The 14,890-nt window shown below is 70.2% G+C and carries 14 protein-coding genes; 8 read left to right on the forward strand and 6 right to left on the reverse strand.

Annotated features, from left to right (window positions below):
• Positions 1-27 precede the first annotated feature (27 nt).
• The 8 genes from G7071_RS13860 to G7071_RS13895 all read left to right on the forward strand — a co-directional run bounded on the left by G7071_RS13860 (position 28) and on the right by G7071_RS13895 (position 7,999).
• Positions 28-723, forward strand: coding sequence for a GNAT family N-acetyltransferase (locus G7071_RS13860; RefSeq protein WP_166319703.1), 696 nt, complete (start codon positions 28-30; stop codon positions 721-723).
• 8 nt (positions 724-731) lie between these two features.
• Positions 732-1,517 carry a methyltransferase domain-containing protein gene (locus G7071_RS13865; protein ID WP_166319705.1) on the forward strand — a complete coding sequence of 262 codons (786 nt, stop codon included), beginning with the start codon at positions 732-734 and terminating at the stop codon, positions 1,515-1,517.
• Positions 1,518-1,582: 65 nt separating this feature from the next.
• Positions 1,583-3,073, forward strand: a complete 1,491-nt coding sequence (locus tag G7071_RS13870) for a hypothetical protein (RefSeq protein ID WP_166319707.1) — start codon at positions 1,583-1,585, stop codon at positions 3,071-3,073.
• Positions 3,070-3,438 (forward strand): hypothetical protein, encoded by a 369-nt coding sequence (locus tag G7071_RS13875; RefSeq protein ID WP_166319709.1) that lies wholly within the window; start codon positions 3,070-3,072, stop codon positions 3,436-3,438. Before G7071_RS13870 ends, G7071_RS13875 begins: the two co-directional genes overlap by 4 nt.
• A gap of 20 nt (positions 3,439-3,458) precedes the next feature.
• Positions 3,459-3,899 carry an NUDIX domain-containing protein gene (locus G7071_RS13880; protein ID WP_166319711.1) on the forward strand — a complete coding sequence of 147 codons (441 nt, stop codon included), beginning with the start codon at positions 3,459-3,461 and terminating at the stop codon, positions 3,897-3,899.
• Positions 3,896-4,810, forward strand: a complete 915-nt coding sequence (locus G7071_RS13885) for an SMP-30/gluconolactonase/LRE family protein (protein WP_166319713.1) — start codon at positions 3,896-3,898, stop codon at positions 4,808-4,810. The genes G7071_RS13880 and G7071_RS13885 overlap by 4 nt, the downstream gene beginning before the upstream one ends.
• 35 nt (positions 4,811-4,845) lie before the next feature.
• Positions 4,846-6,750 (forward strand): 1-deoxy-D-xylulose-5-phosphate synthase, encoded by a 1,905-nt coding sequence (gene dxs / locus G7071_RS13890; protein ID WP_166319715.1) that lies wholly within the window; start codon positions 4,846-4,848, stop codon positions 6,748-6,750.
• Positions 6,731-7,999: a hypothetical protein gene (locus G7071_RS13895; protein WP_166319717.1), complete on the forward strand. Its 1,269-nt coding sequence runs from the start codon at positions 6,731-6,733 to the stop codon at positions 7,997-7,999. The genes dxs and G7071_RS13895 overlap by 20 nt, the downstream gene beginning before the upstream one ends.
• Positions 8,000-8,003: 4 nt before the next feature.
• Here the strand turns inward: G7071_RS13895 and G7071_RS13900 are convergent, their stop codons facing one another.
• The 6 genes from G7071_RS13900 to G7071_RS13925 all read right to left on the reverse strand — a co-directional run bounded on the left by G7071_RS13900 (position 8,004) and on the right by G7071_RS13925 (position 14,822).
• Positions 8,004-8,132, reverse strand: a complete 129-nt coding sequence (locus G7071_RS13900; protein ID WP_166319719.1) for a methionine/alanine import family NSS transporter small subunit — start codon at positions 8,130-8,132, stop codon at positions 8,004-8,006.
• Positions 8,132-9,679, reverse strand: a complete 1,548-nt coding sequence (locus G7071_RS13905) for a sodium-dependent transporter (RefSeq protein WP_166319721.1) — start codon at positions 9,677-9,679, stop codon at positions 8,132-8,134. The genes G7071_RS13900 and G7071_RS13905 overlap by 1 nt, the downstream gene beginning before the upstream one ends.
• Before the next feature lie 68 nt (positions 9,680-9,747).
• Positions 9,748-10,869 (reverse strand): hypothetical protein, encoded by a 1,122-nt coding sequence (locus G7071_RS13910; protein WP_166319723.1) that lies wholly within the window; start codon positions 10,867-10,869, stop codon positions 9,748-9,750.
• Complete coding sequence (locus tag G7071_RS13915; RefSeq protein ID WP_166319725.1) at positions 10,866-11,411, reverse strand: SigE family RNA polymerase sigma factor; 546 nt, start codon at positions 11,409-11,411, stop codon at positions 10,866-10,868. The genes G7071_RS13910 and G7071_RS13915 overlap by 4 nt, the downstream gene beginning before the upstream one ends.
• 130 nt (positions 11,412-11,541) lie before the next feature.
• The gene (locus G7071_RS13920) at positions 11,542-13,626 is read right to left on the reverse strand and encodes a 3-hydroxyacyl-CoA dehydrogenase NAD-binding domain-containing protein (protein ID WP_206062818.1); all 2,085 of its coding nucleotides are present in this window, start codon (positions 13,624-13,626) and stop codon (positions 11,542-11,544) included.
• Complete coding sequence (locus G7071_RS13925) at positions 13,623-14,822, reverse strand: thiolase family protein (RefSeq protein ID WP_166319727.1); 1,200 nt, start codon at positions 14,820-14,822, stop codon at positions 13,623-13,625. Before G7071_RS13925 ends, G7071_RS13920 begins: the two co-directional genes overlap by 4 nt.
• Positions 14,823-14,890 lie beyond the last annotated feature (68 nt).

Consider the following 14,890-nt stretch of genomic DNA (forward strand, 5'->3'; position numbering starts at 1 on the left):
CAGGTCGGTCGGCGATAGCGTTCGCGGGTGCAGACGAACGAGCACGGCCAGGCCGTCGGTGAGCCGGTCGAGGGCTGGTCACCCAGGTCCAAGCCCGGGGGCGTGACGCTGGCAGGCGTCCACGTCACGGCCGAGCCGATCGGCGTCCAGCACTCCGAGGCGTTGTTCGCGGCAGTGTGCGGGCCGGGCGACGAATCCCTGTGGACCTACCGTCCCGGGCCCATGCCGACGAACCGCCAGGTCTTCGACGACGAGGTCGTACGGCGCCTGGCCGACCACCCGGACGGTGCGACATTGGCGTTCGTCCCCGCCGGCGGCAATGCGTCGGGCTTCGCGACCTTCTTCCCGTGCGTGCTGACCGCCGGCGTCGTCGAGATCTCGGGTGTCCTGCTCGCGCGTGGCCTGCAGCGGACGACGGCGGCGACCGAGGGGATCCACCTGATGCTGCGACACGCCTTCGACGACCTCGGCTATCGCCGGGTGGAGTGGAAGTGCGACTCCCTCAACGCGCCCTCCGCCCGGGCTGCTGCCCGCTTCGGGTTCACCCACGAGGGGCGCTTCCGGCAGCACATGGTGACCAACGGCCGCAACCGGGACACCGACTGGTTCTCGATGCTCGACGGCGAGTGGCCCGAGGTGCGGACGAGGCACGAGCAGTGGTTGTCACCGACGAACTTCGATCCACAGGGACAACAGGTGCACCGGCTGCAGGACCTGCCATAGTCCCCGGCATGGCGGGGGACGCGTTCGACGAGAAGCTGGCTCAGTGGAACGCGTGGTGCGAGGCCCCCTGGGGGCGGCTCCGTTTCTCGGTGGTGCGGGAGACGCTGCGTCGCCAGGCCGTGGCGTTGGACGCCGAGGGCGGCGGGCTGCGCGTGCTCGACGTGGGCGGGGGCGACGGGCGCGACGCGCTGGCGCTGGCCGAGGCCGGTCACGACGTCACGATCGTCGATCCCGCGCCCAGGTGGCTGGCGCAGGCGTCGCGCAGGGCCGAAGCCCTGGGAGTGACAGCGCGTCTCCACACGGTCGAGGGGTCCCTCGACGACCTGCCTCCCTTCGAGGAGGAGTTCGACCTGGTGCTGTGCCACTTCGTGCTGCACTACCGACCGTCCGGTGGGCAGGACATCGAGCGGCTCGCCGCTCGTCTCCGCCCCGGCGGCAGGCTGTCGGTGATGGCTCCGAACCCGTCCGCCCGCGTGATCATGAAGCTCACGCGCGAGGGTCCCGAGGCCGCGCTGGCGGAGCTCTCCTCCGATGACTTCGAGTCGGCCACCTTCACCACCACCGCTCGCAAGGTGACGGCGGGCGAGGTCGAGGGACAGATGGTCGCGGCCGGGCTCCGGGTGGTGGGGCGCTATGCCGCCCGCGTGGTCAACGACTACGTCAGCGACGACACGCTCAAGGAGGATCCGGACTACTTCGCGGCCCTGGAGCGGCTGGAGCTGGCGTTGTGCGACCAGGAGCCCTTCGTCAGCCTGGGAGGGATGTGGCAGGTGGTGGCGGAGCGCGCGGGGTGATCCTCATCCCGACCGACATCCACAGCGCGCCCTCGCGCTTGACTCGAACACGTGTTCGAGAGAGAATGGCGTATGCCGATGCCCCCGATCCTCAGGACGCCGCTGGCGCGGTGCTCCCGCCGACGCGGCCGGGTGATGGGGTGCAGGACGTGGTCGAGCTGAGCGACCGCGAGCTGCTGGAGGCCGTGGCATCGGGCGTCACCGGACGCCGCCTGGCCGAGGTGTCCGAGCTCGAGCTGGTCGTGCAGTGGGCGGTGCGGCAGGGGCACCCGCGCGACGAGCGCGACCCGATGACCACGCCGGGCGGCGACGGCACCCCGAGCGTGCGGGAGTACGCGTTGCCAGAGCTCGCGATGGCTCGCAGCGAGCACACGCTCCGGACGCGGTCGTTGGTGGGCGATGGGCTGGATCTGGTCCACCGACTGCCGCTGACCTGGACCAAGGTCCGCGCGGGTCAGGCGGAGCCATGGGTGGCGCGCCGGGTCGCGGTGCTCTCGCGCAGGGTTCCGGCAGCTCAGGTCGGACTCGTGGACAGGGCTGTCGCTCGTGTCATCGCCGGCCACGCGCCCTCGACCGTGCTGGAGACCGCAGCGGCGAAGGTGATCGAGGCTGACCCCGAGGCGCACGCGATGGAGCGGGAGCGTGAGCGCCACCGGCGACACGTGACGTTGTCGAAGGCCGACGAGCTCGGCTTCCGGCACGTCATCGCCCGGGTCACTGCCGGCGACGCGATCTGGGTTGACGCGATGGTCGAACGGATGGCCGACATCCTGAGCCCCGCCCACGGGCACGACCACAATCGTGACGAGCTCCGCTCGCTGGCCTTCGGTTGGCTGGCCCGGCCGGTCGACCTGCTCAAGCTGCTGGTCGACCACACCCCGTCCGCCGACGCGGCAGCACCAGACGAGCTCGGCCCGGACGAGCGACCCGTGTGGGCGCCCGACCACCTGGTCGAGACGGTCGGCCGACTCTGCGATCTCTCGACCCGTCAGCTCGCGTCGCTGCGCGGCAGGGGTGTGGTGTTCGTGCACGTCACCGCCGCCGACCTGCTCAAGCAGTCCGGCCTCGCCCGGGTCGAGGGGCAGGGGCCGATGCTGCTGCAGTCGCTCTCCGAGCTGCTCGGCCACGCCGACGTCCAGCTCAAGCCTGTCATCGACCACCGGCTCCGGGCCCGCGCCGATGCCTATGAGCACCCTGACCCGGTCAAGGACCACGTGTGGACGCAGACGGGCGGTGACGTGTTCCCCTTCAGCCCACGCACCGCCACCAGAGCAGGCGTCGACTTCGACCACTCCAGTGCATTCGTCCCACCCGCCTCAGGCGGGCCGCCCGGGCAGACCGGCCCTCACAACAGCGGGCCGCTGCGCCGCAGCCACCATCGGTGGAAGACCCACGGCGGATATCGCTGCCGACAGGCCGGCCCCGGCCGACACGTCTGGCAGACGCCCCACGGCCTCTGCTATCTCGTCGACGCCGAAGGCACCCGCCGGCTGAGCGACTCCGAAGCCCACCTGATACTCACGGCGCCACCCGGCGTCGACGTCTATCCGGCATGAGACCAGTCGCACCGCCCGGCTGGCCCCACGAGGTGCGCCCGCCGGACGCGCCCGGCTGGGAGGCCACAGCGGTCAGCTGGCTGCTCGACCTGTGCCCGGCCGAATACCGCCGCTACACCGGGCTCCGCCGCCACGTCGTGGTGCTGGCCCGCTTCGCGGTGCTCCACGTGGAGGCCCAACAGGCGGCGTGCCGGCGTGGCCTGAGCCAGATCCGCGCAGATCTCAAGGACGTCGCCACCCTCGAGGTGGTCGACGCGGCGGTCGCGACCTTCCAGCTCGACGAGGCCAGGCTGCTGGCGACCCGCCGAGCCGTCGGGCTGGTGGAGGACGCGTTGCGGGGGCGTCGCTACGTGGCGCGGCTCTGAGGAGCCGCTAGGTTCGCCGGGTGCACACCTTCGCCGGCGTCATCCTCGTGGATCAGCGGGGTTGGATCCTGCTCCAGGAACGCGACGAGCACCCCCGGATCGACCCGGAGAAATGGGGATTCGCGGGCGGTCACGTGGATCCGGGGGAGACCTTCGAGGCCGCGGCCTACCGCGAGCTCGAGGAGGAGACCGGCATCCGCCTCCCAGCGGGTGAGCTCGAGCTCCTCGGCGAGTTCCGGGTGGACCATCGCGAGGCGTACGGCACCTGGGACCTGATGCAGGTGTTCGTGGCCCGGACCAGCCTCACCGATGCCGACATCGAGTGCCACGAGGGGCGCCAGATCGTCTTCGTCGATCCTGCCCGGGCGCTGGGCCTCGACCTGACCGCGGCCGCCGCCCAGGTCCTGCCGGCCTTCCTGGCTGCACCCACCGACCATCGAGGAGAAGGAGCGTCCCCATGACTTTCACCGTCCACCAGGTCCCCGGACAAGGGGCAGAGGACGTGCTGGTCGCGCCCGACGGCAGCGTCTACACAGGCACCGAGGACGGAGCCATCCTCCGGCTCTCGAGTGACGGGCGCCGCATCGACCGGGTCGCACACACCGGCGGCCGGCCGCTCGGGCTGGAGCTCTTCGACGACGGCGACCTGCTGGTCTGCGACGCGCACGCCGGGCTGTTGCGCGTGAGCGTCGAGGACGGCTCGGTCGAGACGCTGCTGCGCGACATCGACGGGGTCGCGATGAAGTTCTGCAACAACGCAGCCATCGCGCAGGACGGGACGATCTGGTTCAGCGACTCATCCACGCACTACGGCATCGAGCAGTGGAAGGACGACCTCGTCCAGGTCACCCGCACCGGGCGCCTCGTCCGCCGGGACGTCGACGGGACGGTGACGGTGGTCATCGACGACCTGGCCTTCGCCAACGGAGTCGCCCTCAGCAAGGACGAGGACTTCGTCGCGGTGGCGGAGAGCGGTGCTCGCACCGTGGTCCGCTGGTGGACAGCAGGTCCGCGCAAGGGCGAGCGTGACTTCCTGGTCTGGGAGCTGCCCGGCTATCCCGACAACATCTCCCGGGGCAGCGACGGCCTGATCTGGGTGACGATCGGCTCACCGGCCGACCCGGTCGTGGAGATGCTGCAGAAGGCTCCCCTCTTCGTGCGCAAGGCAGCCACGCGAATCCCTGAGCGGCTCCAGCCCAAGCCCAAGCAGACGATCCGGGTGCAGGCCTATGACGACCAGGGCCACCTCGTCCACGACATCAACCTGGACGACGGCGGCTACCACATGGTCACCGGTGTCCGCGAGCACGACGGCCGTGTCTGGATGGGCAGCCTCCACGAGCCGGCGGTCGCCGTCTACGACCGGGCATGAGGGTCGACGCCCGGCCATGAAATAGACTCCTCGACATGGGTCTCCTCGAGTCGATCACCTCGCCACAGGACCTGCGCTCCCTCTCGGCCCCCGAGCTCGATGCGCTGGCCAGCGAGATCCGCGACCTGATGATCACCACGGTGGCCAGGACCAGCGGGCACCTCGGTCCCAACCTCGGGGTCGTCGAGCTGACGCTGGCCATCCACCGGGTCTTCGACTCGCCGCGCGACCGGGTCGTCTTCGACACCGGCCACCAGTCCTACGTCCACAAGCTGGTGACCGGACGCTCCGCAGACTTCGGCTCGCTGCGCCAGGAGGGTGGCCTGAGCGGATATCCCAGCCAGGCCGAGTCGCCGCACGACATCGTGGAGAACTCCCACGCCTCGACCTCCTTGTCGTATGCCGACGGGCTGGCCAAGGCCTACCGCGTCCGCGGCGAGGACCGTCACGTGGTCGCCGTGATCGGCGACGGCGCCCTGACCGGCGGGATGGCGTGGGAGGCCCTGAACAACATCGCCATCGCCCAGGACAGCCGCCTGGTGATCGTGGTCAACGACAACGAACGCTCCTACACCCCGACGGTCGGCGGCCTGGCCACGGCGCTGACCACCCTGCGGACCAACCCCCGCTACGAGCAGGTTCTCGACCTGGTCAAGAAGCGACTCAACGCCGTGCCGGGTGTCGGCCCCGCGGCATACGACGCGCTGCACGCGGTGAAGAAGGGGATGAAGGACGCCCTGGCTCCCCAGGGCCTGTTCGAGGACCTCGGCCTGAAGTACGTCGGCCCGGTGGACGGCCACGACCGCGACGCGATGGAACAGGCCCTGACCCACGCCAAGCGTTTCGGTGGACCGGTGATCGTCCACGCGATCACCCGCAAGGGCTTTGGCTACGACCCGGCTGAGCGTCACGAGGCCGACCAGTTCCACGCACCTGGTCCGTTCGACGTCCAGACCGGCGCGGAGAAGCCGAAGGGCCGGATCTGGACCGATCACTTCTCCCAGCACATGGTCGAGATCGGCAAGCGTCGTCAAGACGTCGTCGCCATCACCGCCGCGATGATGCACCCGGTCGGCCTCGACGCGTTCGCCGCCACGTTCCCCGACCGCACCTTCGACGTGGGCATCGCCGAGCAACACGCGACCACGTCGGCCGCCGGCCTGGCGATGGGCGGGCTGCACCCCGTGTTCGCGGTCTATGCCACGTTCCTCAACCGGGCCTTCGACCAGGTCCTGATGGACGTCGCGCTCCACAAGTGCGGCGTGACCTTCGTGCTCGACCGCTCGGGCGTCACCGGCGACGACGGTGCGAGCCACAACGGCATGTGGGACATGTCGATCCTCCAGGTCGTGCCCGGGCTGCGCCTCGCGGCGCCGCGCGACGTGAGCCGGCTCAAGGAGCTGCTGGACGAGGCCGTCCAGGTCGACGACGCCCCGACCGTGGTCCGCTTCCCGAAGGGTCCGCCGCCCACTGACATCGACACCATCGACACCATCGGCGGCGTCGACGTCCTGGTCCGTGACGGCAGGCGCGACGTCCTCATCGTCGCCGTCGGCTCGATGTGCACCACGGCCGTCGACGTGGCGAAGCGCCTCAGTGACCAGGGCATCGGGGTCACTGTCGTCGACCCGCGCTGGGTCAAGCCGGTCGCCCCGGCGATCGTCGACCTGGCGCGCGAGCACCGGTTGGTGGTGAGCATCGAGGACAACGGGATCGTCGGGGGCTGCGGCTCGGTGCTGCTCCAGACGCTCAACGAGCAACGCGTCACCACGCCGGTGCGGCTGCACGGCATCCCGCAGGAGTTCCTCGAGCACGCCAAGCGTGACGCCATCCTGGGCCGGGTCGGCCTGGACGCCCAGACCATCGCCCGCGGCATCGTCGAGGACGTCACCGCGGTGACCGACGGCCAGGCCCTGCACGATGCCGACCACCACGCCTGACGGTCGCCGACGACCCACCCCGGCTCTCTCGGCGGCCCTCTCCCTGCTGACCGGGCTGCTGCTCGCCGGGTGCACCCGCGACGCGGACCCCGGCCCGTCCTCGACCGAGGCCGGGCCTGTCGAGGTCGTGCGCTCCATGAACAAGGTGCTCCGCAAGCGAGCGCGTGCTGTCCTTGCCCAGGACTGGACCTCGTTCGCCGCGACCCTCGATGGCCGTCGCGCGCGCTTCGTCGAGGGGGAGCAGGTCTTCTTCGACAACCTGACCCAGCTGCCGTTGAGCGAGTTCTCCTACCGCGTGGAGGAGGGCACAGTGGTGCGCGGTGACGGTGGCTACCACGCTGTCGTCCAGGTCCGGCTGCAGCTCGACGGGTACGACACCGTGCCGGTCGTCCGGCCCAAGCGCTTCCACTTCACGCAGGCTCGCGGGCAGGGCCTCCGGGTCGCCAGCCACCGTGACCGCGCCTGGGAGCAGCGCAACGACGTCGACGTCCAACCGTGGGACAGCGGTCCCATCACGGTCGGCTCGGGTCTGGGTGTGCTGGCGATCTTCGACGAGAGGACCGCCCCGCGGTCGGCGGAGATGATCGCCGCCGTCGAGCAGGGCATCGGACAGGTCGGCGGCCTCGTCCCCTACGGCTGGTCCGGCCAGGTCGTCGTCTATGCCCTCTCCGACACGGTGATGCTCGAAGGACTGGACGACCTTCCGGCGGCCGATGCCGGCTCCCTCGACGCCGTTGCCTTCCCCGTGCCCGCGCGTCCCGATGATCCGGACGCCGACATCGCCAGCACCCGCTTCCTGCTCCACCCGCGCATGCTCGGCACCCCTCCCGGGCAGCTCGCTCGACTGATCCGACACGAGCTCACGCACGTGGCCCTGGGAGAGCGGGACGACGAGGTCCCGACCTGGCTGGGGGAGGGGATCGCGGAGTGGGTCTCGGTCCAGTCCCTGCCGATCCCCGACCGGCTGATCAGCCAGGAGGCGATCGACCTGGCCCGGCGCGGCCTCGACCGGCTGCCGGCGGACGAGGAGTTCCACGGCGAGGACCAGGCAGCCAACTACGGCATCTCCTGGTGGGCCTGCGAAGCCATCGTCGACATCCATGGCGAGCAGGTGCTCTGGCAGCTCCTCGACGAGCTCGCGGCGACCAGCCCCGCGGACCAGCCCGACCGGCAGCAGCAGCTCCTGCAGATGGGCGCAGCGCAGCTGGCCCGCGAGGCGGAGCGGCGGCTGTTGGCGACGTACGGCTGACGACTCACAGGTCGCGTTGGACGGACTCCGGCTGCTCGGTGGAGCTGCGGGTGATGTTCCAGATCGCGAGCGCGAGCCCGCCCCAGAGGATCGTCATCGCAATCAGCATCATGATGATGGCAGAGGTGGACATCAGGAGCTCCTCTCGTCCTGTCGTGCCTGGATCTCGGGGTCGCCGAGGAAGGTGTTGTCGCGCCACGGCATCCGGGCGGCCAGGAAGCCCAGCAGGATCACTGCGACCGCGAGGCCCCAGCCGAGGGTGTTGAGCATCCAGGTCGGGTAGCCCTCGTAGGGCTCGCGGATGTTGTCGATGAGCTCGTTGACCAGGATGAAGGTGAGCGCTGCGGGAGCGACGATCCCGATCAGCCAGTGCCACCAGGTGCCGACGTGGACCGACCCGTCCCGGTTGAGGTGCTCGCGCAGGATGCCGGTCTTCCTGAAGACCCAGGACAGGGCGAGCATGCTCACGACGGCCACCAGCAGGATGCCGAAGCGGTTGATGAAGTGGTCGACGATGTCGAGGACGTAGACCCCGGTCGTGGTGCCCAGCAGGGTGATGCTGATCAGGGCGGCGGGGACACCGACGGCCATCGAGGCGCCGACGCGCGACATCTCGAACTTGTCGCGCACGGCTGAGATCACGACCTCGATCACGCTGACGAGCGAGGTCACCCCCGCCACCACGAGCGAACCGAAGAACAGCACACCGATCAACGCGCCCGCGGGAGCCTCGTTGATGATCGCCGGGAACGCGATGAAGGCGAGCCCGAGGCCGTCGGTCGCCACCTTGTCGACCGTGGTGCCGGCAGCGGTGGCCATGAACCCGAGTGCGGCGAAGACACCGATCCCGGCGAGCAGCTCGAAGCCCGAATTGGCGAACCCCACGACGAGGCCGGACCCGGTCATGTCGCTGCGCCGACCGACGTAGGAGGCGTAGGTGATCATGATGCCGAAGCCGACGGACAGCGAGAAGAAGATCTGGCCGAAGGCGGCGATCCACACGCTCGTCTCCCCCAGGGCGCCCCAGTCGGGGGTGAACAGTGCATCGAGGCCGACCGCGGCGCCGTCGAGGGTCAGGGCCACGATGACCAGGGCGATGAAGGAGACGAACAGGACGGGGATGAAGATCATCGACGTCGCGCCGATGCCCTTCTGCACGCCCAGGGCCATGATGGCGAGAACCGCGACCCAGACCAGGACGAGCGGGACGGTGACACCGCTGACGAAGTCGAGCCCGATGCCCGGGTCGCCCGCCTTCAGGTAGGAGCCGAAGAGGAAGCCTTCCGGGTCGTCACCCCACGCCTTGTCGATCGAGAAGAAGGCGTAGCGAGCGGCCCAGGCGATCACGGCGGCGTAGTAGATCGCGATCACGAAGCAGATGGCGACCTGCCACCATCCCAGTCCCTCAGCCGAGCGGTGGGCCCTGCGGAAGGCAAGTGGCGCCGAGCCGCGATAGCGGTGACCGAGGCCGTAGTCGAGCAGCAGGAACGGCAGACCGGCGGTCAGGAGTGCCACGAGGTAGGGGATGACGAAGGCCCCGCCGCCGTTCTCGTAGGCGACGTAGGGAAAGCGCCAGATGTTGCCGAGCCCCACGGCGGACCCGATGGCCGCGAAGATGAAGACCTTGCGGGAGCTGAACGCCCCCCGGTGCTCTTCGGAGTGCTCGATGGTCGAGCTCATGTGTGCCTCCTTGCCGGTGACGACGAGGAACTCAGCATGCCAGAGGCCGGGGGACGTGTGGCAGGGCCTCAGTCGTCCATGGGGCGACCGACCGGGATCACGAACCCGCCGTCCTGGGTGCCCACGTCTTCCGCAGTGACCCGGCAGGCACCGCCGACCTCGCAGGTGAGCAGGTCGGCAGGCGTGCTGTCCCACGGCTGGTTGAGCCCGAGACCGACGAACGTGTCGGCGTCTGCCCAGCCGTAGCCCGTGAAGAAGTCGTAGCCGTCGGGAACCTGCAGCGGCGTGACCTGCCCGGTCGCGGTGTCCGCCAGGGCCGGGTGGTCAGGCTCGTCCTCGCCCAGTGCGGTCGCACCATCGGGGGAGAGCGTCACCACGTCCGACAACATCGCCGTTGGGGTGCCACCGAAGGGGACGCTGCCGTCGCGGCTGAACCGGAGCGGCGTCTCGGGCTGGCCGACGAGCTGCTGCTCGTAGGCGATGACGCCCGCCTTCACGTCGTGGATCTCCAGCCCGCGAGGCGCGCCGAGCTCGGTCTGCTCGCCGGTCGCGACGTTCCACCGCACGACTCCGCGGTCGTCGCGCAGCCAGACGTCGTCGCCGTCGACTGCCCAGAGGTCCGGGCTGTATTCCGTCCCCACGGTGCGGACGACATAGTCGAGCGTCTTCGCCTCGCCCGTGGCCTGGTCGAACGCGGTGAAGATCGGGCCGCGTCCGGGACGCTCCTCGATCCACGCCACCAGCGACCCGTCCGTCTCGAGGGCGAAGAAGTCCCGGCTGGTCGTCGACTGCCCGATCCGGGTCGTCTCCTGGCCGTCGGCGGCGCGCACGACACCCTCCTTGTCGGTGAACACGACGCCCTCGGTGGTCTGCACCATGGCGTGGACGTCGTGGCCGGTGTCGAACGTGTGACCGTCGATGGTGACCCGGCTCCCGACGGCGTAGCTCGGCTCGCCGGCCTCGAAGGCGCCGGCGTAGGAGAACTCCCGGGCGGTCTGCGACGGCTGGGGGAGCAGCTGCGGGATCGCGATCGCCGTCACCACGGCCGCGGCGGCACCCAGGCCCACGACGGCGTTGCGGCGACGGGCGGCCTGCCGGTCCCCGTCGCGCACCATCGCTGCCACGTCGAGCTGGGGAGCGTCGAGCGCGTCGGCCCGGTCGGTCAGCATGTCCTTGAGCAGGTCAGTCATGGGGTCACCACCATCAGGGTCGAAGGAAGGAGCGCGGCGGCGTCGTCGCCATACCTGTCACCGAGCTGGGTCCGCAGCTTGGTCAGGCCGGCCGAGACCTGGCTCTTGACCGTGCCCACGGCGCAGCCCATCGCCTCGGCCGTCTGGACCTCGGTGAGGTCCTCGTAGAACCGCAGCACGATCGCCGCCCGTTGGCGCGGAGGGAGCTGTTGCAGCGCCTGCCACAACCACTCGCGCTGGGCCACTGTCTCGTCGTGACCGCTCGTCGCGCCTTCCGGCAGCGTCTCGGTGGGGCGCTCGCCGTGCCACGACTTGCGTCGATACCAGGAGATCGCGGTCGTCGTGATCGTACGGCGGGTGTAGGCCTCGGCCTTGCTGGGATCGCGCAGACGGGGCCACGCGACATACGTCTTGGTCAGGGCCTCCTGGACGAGGTCCTGGGCGAGCTGGCGCTCGCCGACCATGAGGTATGCCGCACGGTGCAACGCCGCCGAGCGGGCAGCGACGAACTCGGCGAAGGCTGCCGGATCGCGTCCTGACATCGGTGCTCCTGGAGTGCTCGTGGGGATTCACCCGTCATGACGATCTCACCGTCGCAAAAGGTTCGTCGAGCAAATGCGATCCGCCCCGCCGGTGTGCTCGAAGCACGCCGGCGGGGCGGAAGCGGACGGATCAGTGGAACCGCTTGCCCGTGACCTTCTCCGAGATGCCGGTGATGTCGAGCAGCATCGTCAGGCCGCCGTTCCAGAAGGAGAACCCGGCGCCGGTGATCATCGCCAGGTCGATGTCCTCCGGGGCCGCGACGACGCCCTCGTCGAGCATCCGCCGTGCCTCGTCGGCCAGCGCGGCGAGCGTCTGCTCGCGCACCTCCTCCGCGGTCTTCACCACGGGGGCCTCGGGCTGCACGAGCAGCGCCTCGACCTCGGGGTCGATGGCCCCGTCGGCGCCGTAGAAGCCGGGCTTGCGGGCCTCGACCACGCGGCGGAGGTTCTCCGAGACGTAGAAGCGGTCGGGGAACGCGCGGTGCAGCGTCTCGTTGTTGTGCAGCGCGATCGCCGGGCCGACCAGCGAGAGCAGGACGTATGGCGGCATCGGCGCGACGCCGGCGAACGCCGAGTCGACGACCGGGACCGGCGTGCCCTCGTCCGCGATCTTGGCGACCTCGCCCATGAACCGGCCCAGGAGACGGTTGACGATGAAGGACGGGCTGTCCTTGACCAGGATCGTGGTCTTGCCCAGGCCCTTGCCGGTGGCGAAGGCAGTGGCCAGCGTCGCGTCGTCGGTCTGCTCGCCCTTGACGATCTCGAGGAGAGGCATCACGGCGACCGGGTTGAAGAAGTGGAAGCCGACGACCCGTTCCGGGTGCTCGAGCTCGGACGCCATCTCGGTGATCGAGAGCGACGACGTGTTGGTCGCGAGCACGCACTCGGGGGAGACGACCTTCTCGACGGCGGCGAAGACCTGCTTCTTGACCGACATCTCCTCGAAGACGGCCTCGATCACGAAGTCTGCACCGGCGAAGGCCACGGACTGGTCCATCGATCCCGTGACCAGCGCCTTGAGCCGGTTGGTCTTGTCCTGGGTCGCGCGGCCCTTGGCGAGCAGCTTGTCGAGCTCGGCGTGGACGTAGGCGACGCCCTTGTCGGCCCGCTGCTGGTCGAGGTCGGTCAGCACGACCGGGACCTTCAGGCGACGGACGAACAGCAGCGCGAGCTGGCTGGCCATCAGGCCGGCCCCGACGATGCCGACCTTGGTGACCGGACGGGCCAGCGACCGGTCGGGGGCGCCGGCGGGGCGCTTGGCCCGCTTCTGGACCAGGTCGAAGGCATACAGGCTGGCGATCAGCTCCGGTGTCTGCGACATCGCTTCGAGGGCGTCGTCCTCGGCCGCGAAGCCGGCGTCCCGGTCGGCGTCGCGGGCAGCCGCGATCAGCTCGAGCGCCTTGGCAGCTGCGGGGGAGGCGCCGCCGGTCTTGGCGGCCACGAGTCCTTCGCCGCGCTTGATCGCCGCGTCCCAGCCCTCACCGCGGTCGATCTCGGGTCGGTGGACCACGATCTCGCCCGCGAGCACGGCCGAGGCCCACAGCAGCGACTGCTCGAGGAAGTCGGCGCCGGAGAAGACGGCGTCGGCGAGCCCGAACTCGTAGGCGGCCTCGCCGTTGAGCGTCTTGCCGTTGTTGAGCGGGTTCTCCAGGATCAGGGTCACCGCCTTGTCCGGGCCGAGCAGGTTGGGCACGAGGTAGGCGCCGCCCCAGCCGGGGACCAGGCCGAGCATGACCTCGGGCAGGCCCAGGGCCGGCGCCGAGTCCATGACGGTGCGGTAGGTGCAGTGCAGGGCGACCTCGAGGCCGCCGCCGAGGGCGAGGCCGTTGATGAACCCGAACGACGGCTTGCCGCCGTCGCCCAGCTTGCGGAAGACCGCGTGGCCGAGCTCGGCGATGGTGCGCACACCGTCGCTGCCACCGTTCTGGATGGAGGTGAGGTCGGCGCCGGCGGCCAGGATGAACGGCTTGCCGGTCACGGCGATCGCGGCGATCGAGTCGTCGGCGAGGGCCTGGTCGATGGCGGTGTTGAGCGCCAGCAGCGAGCCGAAGCCGAACGTGTTGGGCTTGGTGTGGTCCTCGCCGTTGTCGAGGGTGATCAGACCCAGGGTCTGACCCGAGGCCAGGGTGACCGGACGCAGCTTGGCGGCGGTCACTCGCTCACCGTCGGAGGCGAGCTCCTGGGCGCGCTCGAGCAAGGTGTCGATGGTGCTCACTTGGTCTCTCCCTTCCAGTTGGGGTTCTCCCAGATCACGGTGCCGCCCATGCCGATGCCCACGCACATGGTGGTGATGCCGTAGCGGGCCTCGGGCCGCTCCTCGAACGCGGTGGCCAGCTGGTTCATCAGGCGCACGCCGGAGGACGCGAGGGGGTGGCCCATCGCGATCGCGCCGCCGTAGGGGTTGACGCGCTCGTCGTCGTCGGCGATGCCGTAGTGCTCGAGCAGCGAGAGCACCTGCACGGCGAACGCCTCGTTGATCTCGAAGGCGTCGATGTCGTCGATGGTCAGGCCGGCCTTGGCCAGGGCCTTCTCGGTCGCCGGGATCGGGCCCGCGCCCATGACCTCGGGCTCCACGCCGGCGAAGGCGTAGGAGACCAGTCGCATCCGGACCGGCAGCCCGAGCTCGCGGGCCGTCTCCTCGTCCGCGAGCAGCGCAGCGGTGGCGCCGTCGTTGATGCCCGCCGCGTTGCCGGCGGTCACCCGACCGTGTGGGCGGAAGGGGGTCTTCAACCCGGCCAGCGACTCCATGGAGGTGCTGGGTCGCATCGGCTCGTCGGTCGTGGCGAGGCCCCAGCCCTCCTCGGCGCTGCGGGTGGCCACGGGGACCAGGTGCGGCTGGATCTTGCCGCCGTCGTAGGCCGCGGCGGTCTTGGCCTGCGAGCGCACGGCATAGGCGTCGGCGCGCTCCTTGGTGATCGTGGGGTAGCGGTCGTGGAGGTTCTCGGCCGTGTTGCCCATGGAGAGGGCCTCGGGGTCGACGATCTTCTCCGAGACGATCCGCGGGTTGGGGTCGACGCCCTCGCCCATGGGGTGGCGGCCCATGTGCTCGACGCCGCCGGCGATCACGACGTCGTAGGCGCCGAAGGCGATGCCTGCGGCGGTCGTCGTGACGGCCGTCATCGCGCCGGCGCACATGCGGTCGATGGCGAAGCCGGGGACGCTCTGGGGCAGGCCGGCGAGCAGGGCGGCGGTGCGCCCGATCGTCAGGCCCTGGTCGCCGATCTGGGTCGTGGCCGCGACCGCGACCTCGTCGACCCGCTCGGGCGGCAGGGACGGGTTGCGACGCATGAGCTCGCGGATGCACTTGATGACGAGGTCGTCGGCACGCGTCTCGGCGTACTGGCCCTTGGCCTTGCCGAACGGGGTGCGCACGCCGTCGACGAAGACGACCTCTCGCAGCTGACGGGACACGGGGACTCCAAAGTGAGGATTCGTGGGGACGAGGAGAAGGTTACCCCCCAGTAACCTGTTCTGCCGAG

The sequence above is a fragment of the Nocardioides piscis genome (genome assembly GCF_011300215.1).
GTDB classification, from domain to species: domain Bacteria; phylum Actinomycetota; class Actinomycetes; order Propionibacteriales; family Nocardioidaceae; genus Nocardioides; species Nocardioides piscis.

What these genes read in the sequence shown, in the direction of transcription:
- G7071_RS13865 (WP_166319705.1), top strand. Translation starts at nt 732, where the DNA reads ATGGCGGGGGACGCGTTCGACGAGAAGCTGGCTCAGTGGAACGCGTGG.
- G7071_RS13870 (WP_166319707.1), top strand. Translation starts at nt 1,583, where the DNA reads ATGGCGTATGCCGATGCCCCCGATCCTCAGGACGCCGCTGGCGCGGTG.
- G7071_RS13875 (WP_166319709.1), top strand. Translation starts at nt 3,070, where the DNA reads ATGAGACCAGTCGCACCGCCCGGCTGGCCCCACGAGGTGCGCCCGCCG.
- G7071_RS13885 (WP_166319713.1), top strand. Translation starts at nt 3,896, where the DNA reads ATGACTTTCACCGTCCACCAGGTCCCCGGACAAGGGGCAGAGGACGTG.
- dxs (WP_166319715.1), top strand. Translation starts at nt 4,846, where the DNA reads ATGGGTCTCCTCGAGTCGATCACCTCGCCACAGGACCTGCGCTCCCTC.
- G7071_RS13895 (WP_166319717.1), top strand. Translation starts at nt 6,731, where the DNA reads ATGCCGACCACCACGCCTGACGGTCGCCGACGACCCACCCCGGCTCTC.
- G7071_RS13900 (WP_166319719.1), bottom strand. Translation starts at nt 8,132, where the DNA reads ATGTCCACCTCTGCCATCATCATGATGCTGATTGCGATGACGATCCTC.
- G7071_RS13905 (WP_166319721.1), bottom strand. Translation starts at nt 9,679, where the DNA reads ATGAGCTCGACCATCGAGCACTCCGAAGAGCACCGGGGGGCGTTCAGC.
- G7071_RS13910 (WP_166319723.1), bottom strand. Translation starts at nt 10,869, where the DNA reads ATGACTGACCTGCTCAAGGACATGCTGACCGACCGGGCCGACGCGCTC.
- G7071_RS13915 (WP_166319725.1), bottom strand. Translation starts at nt 11,411, where the DNA reads ATGTCAGGACGCGATCCGGCAGCCTTCGCCGAGTTCGTCGCTGCCCGC.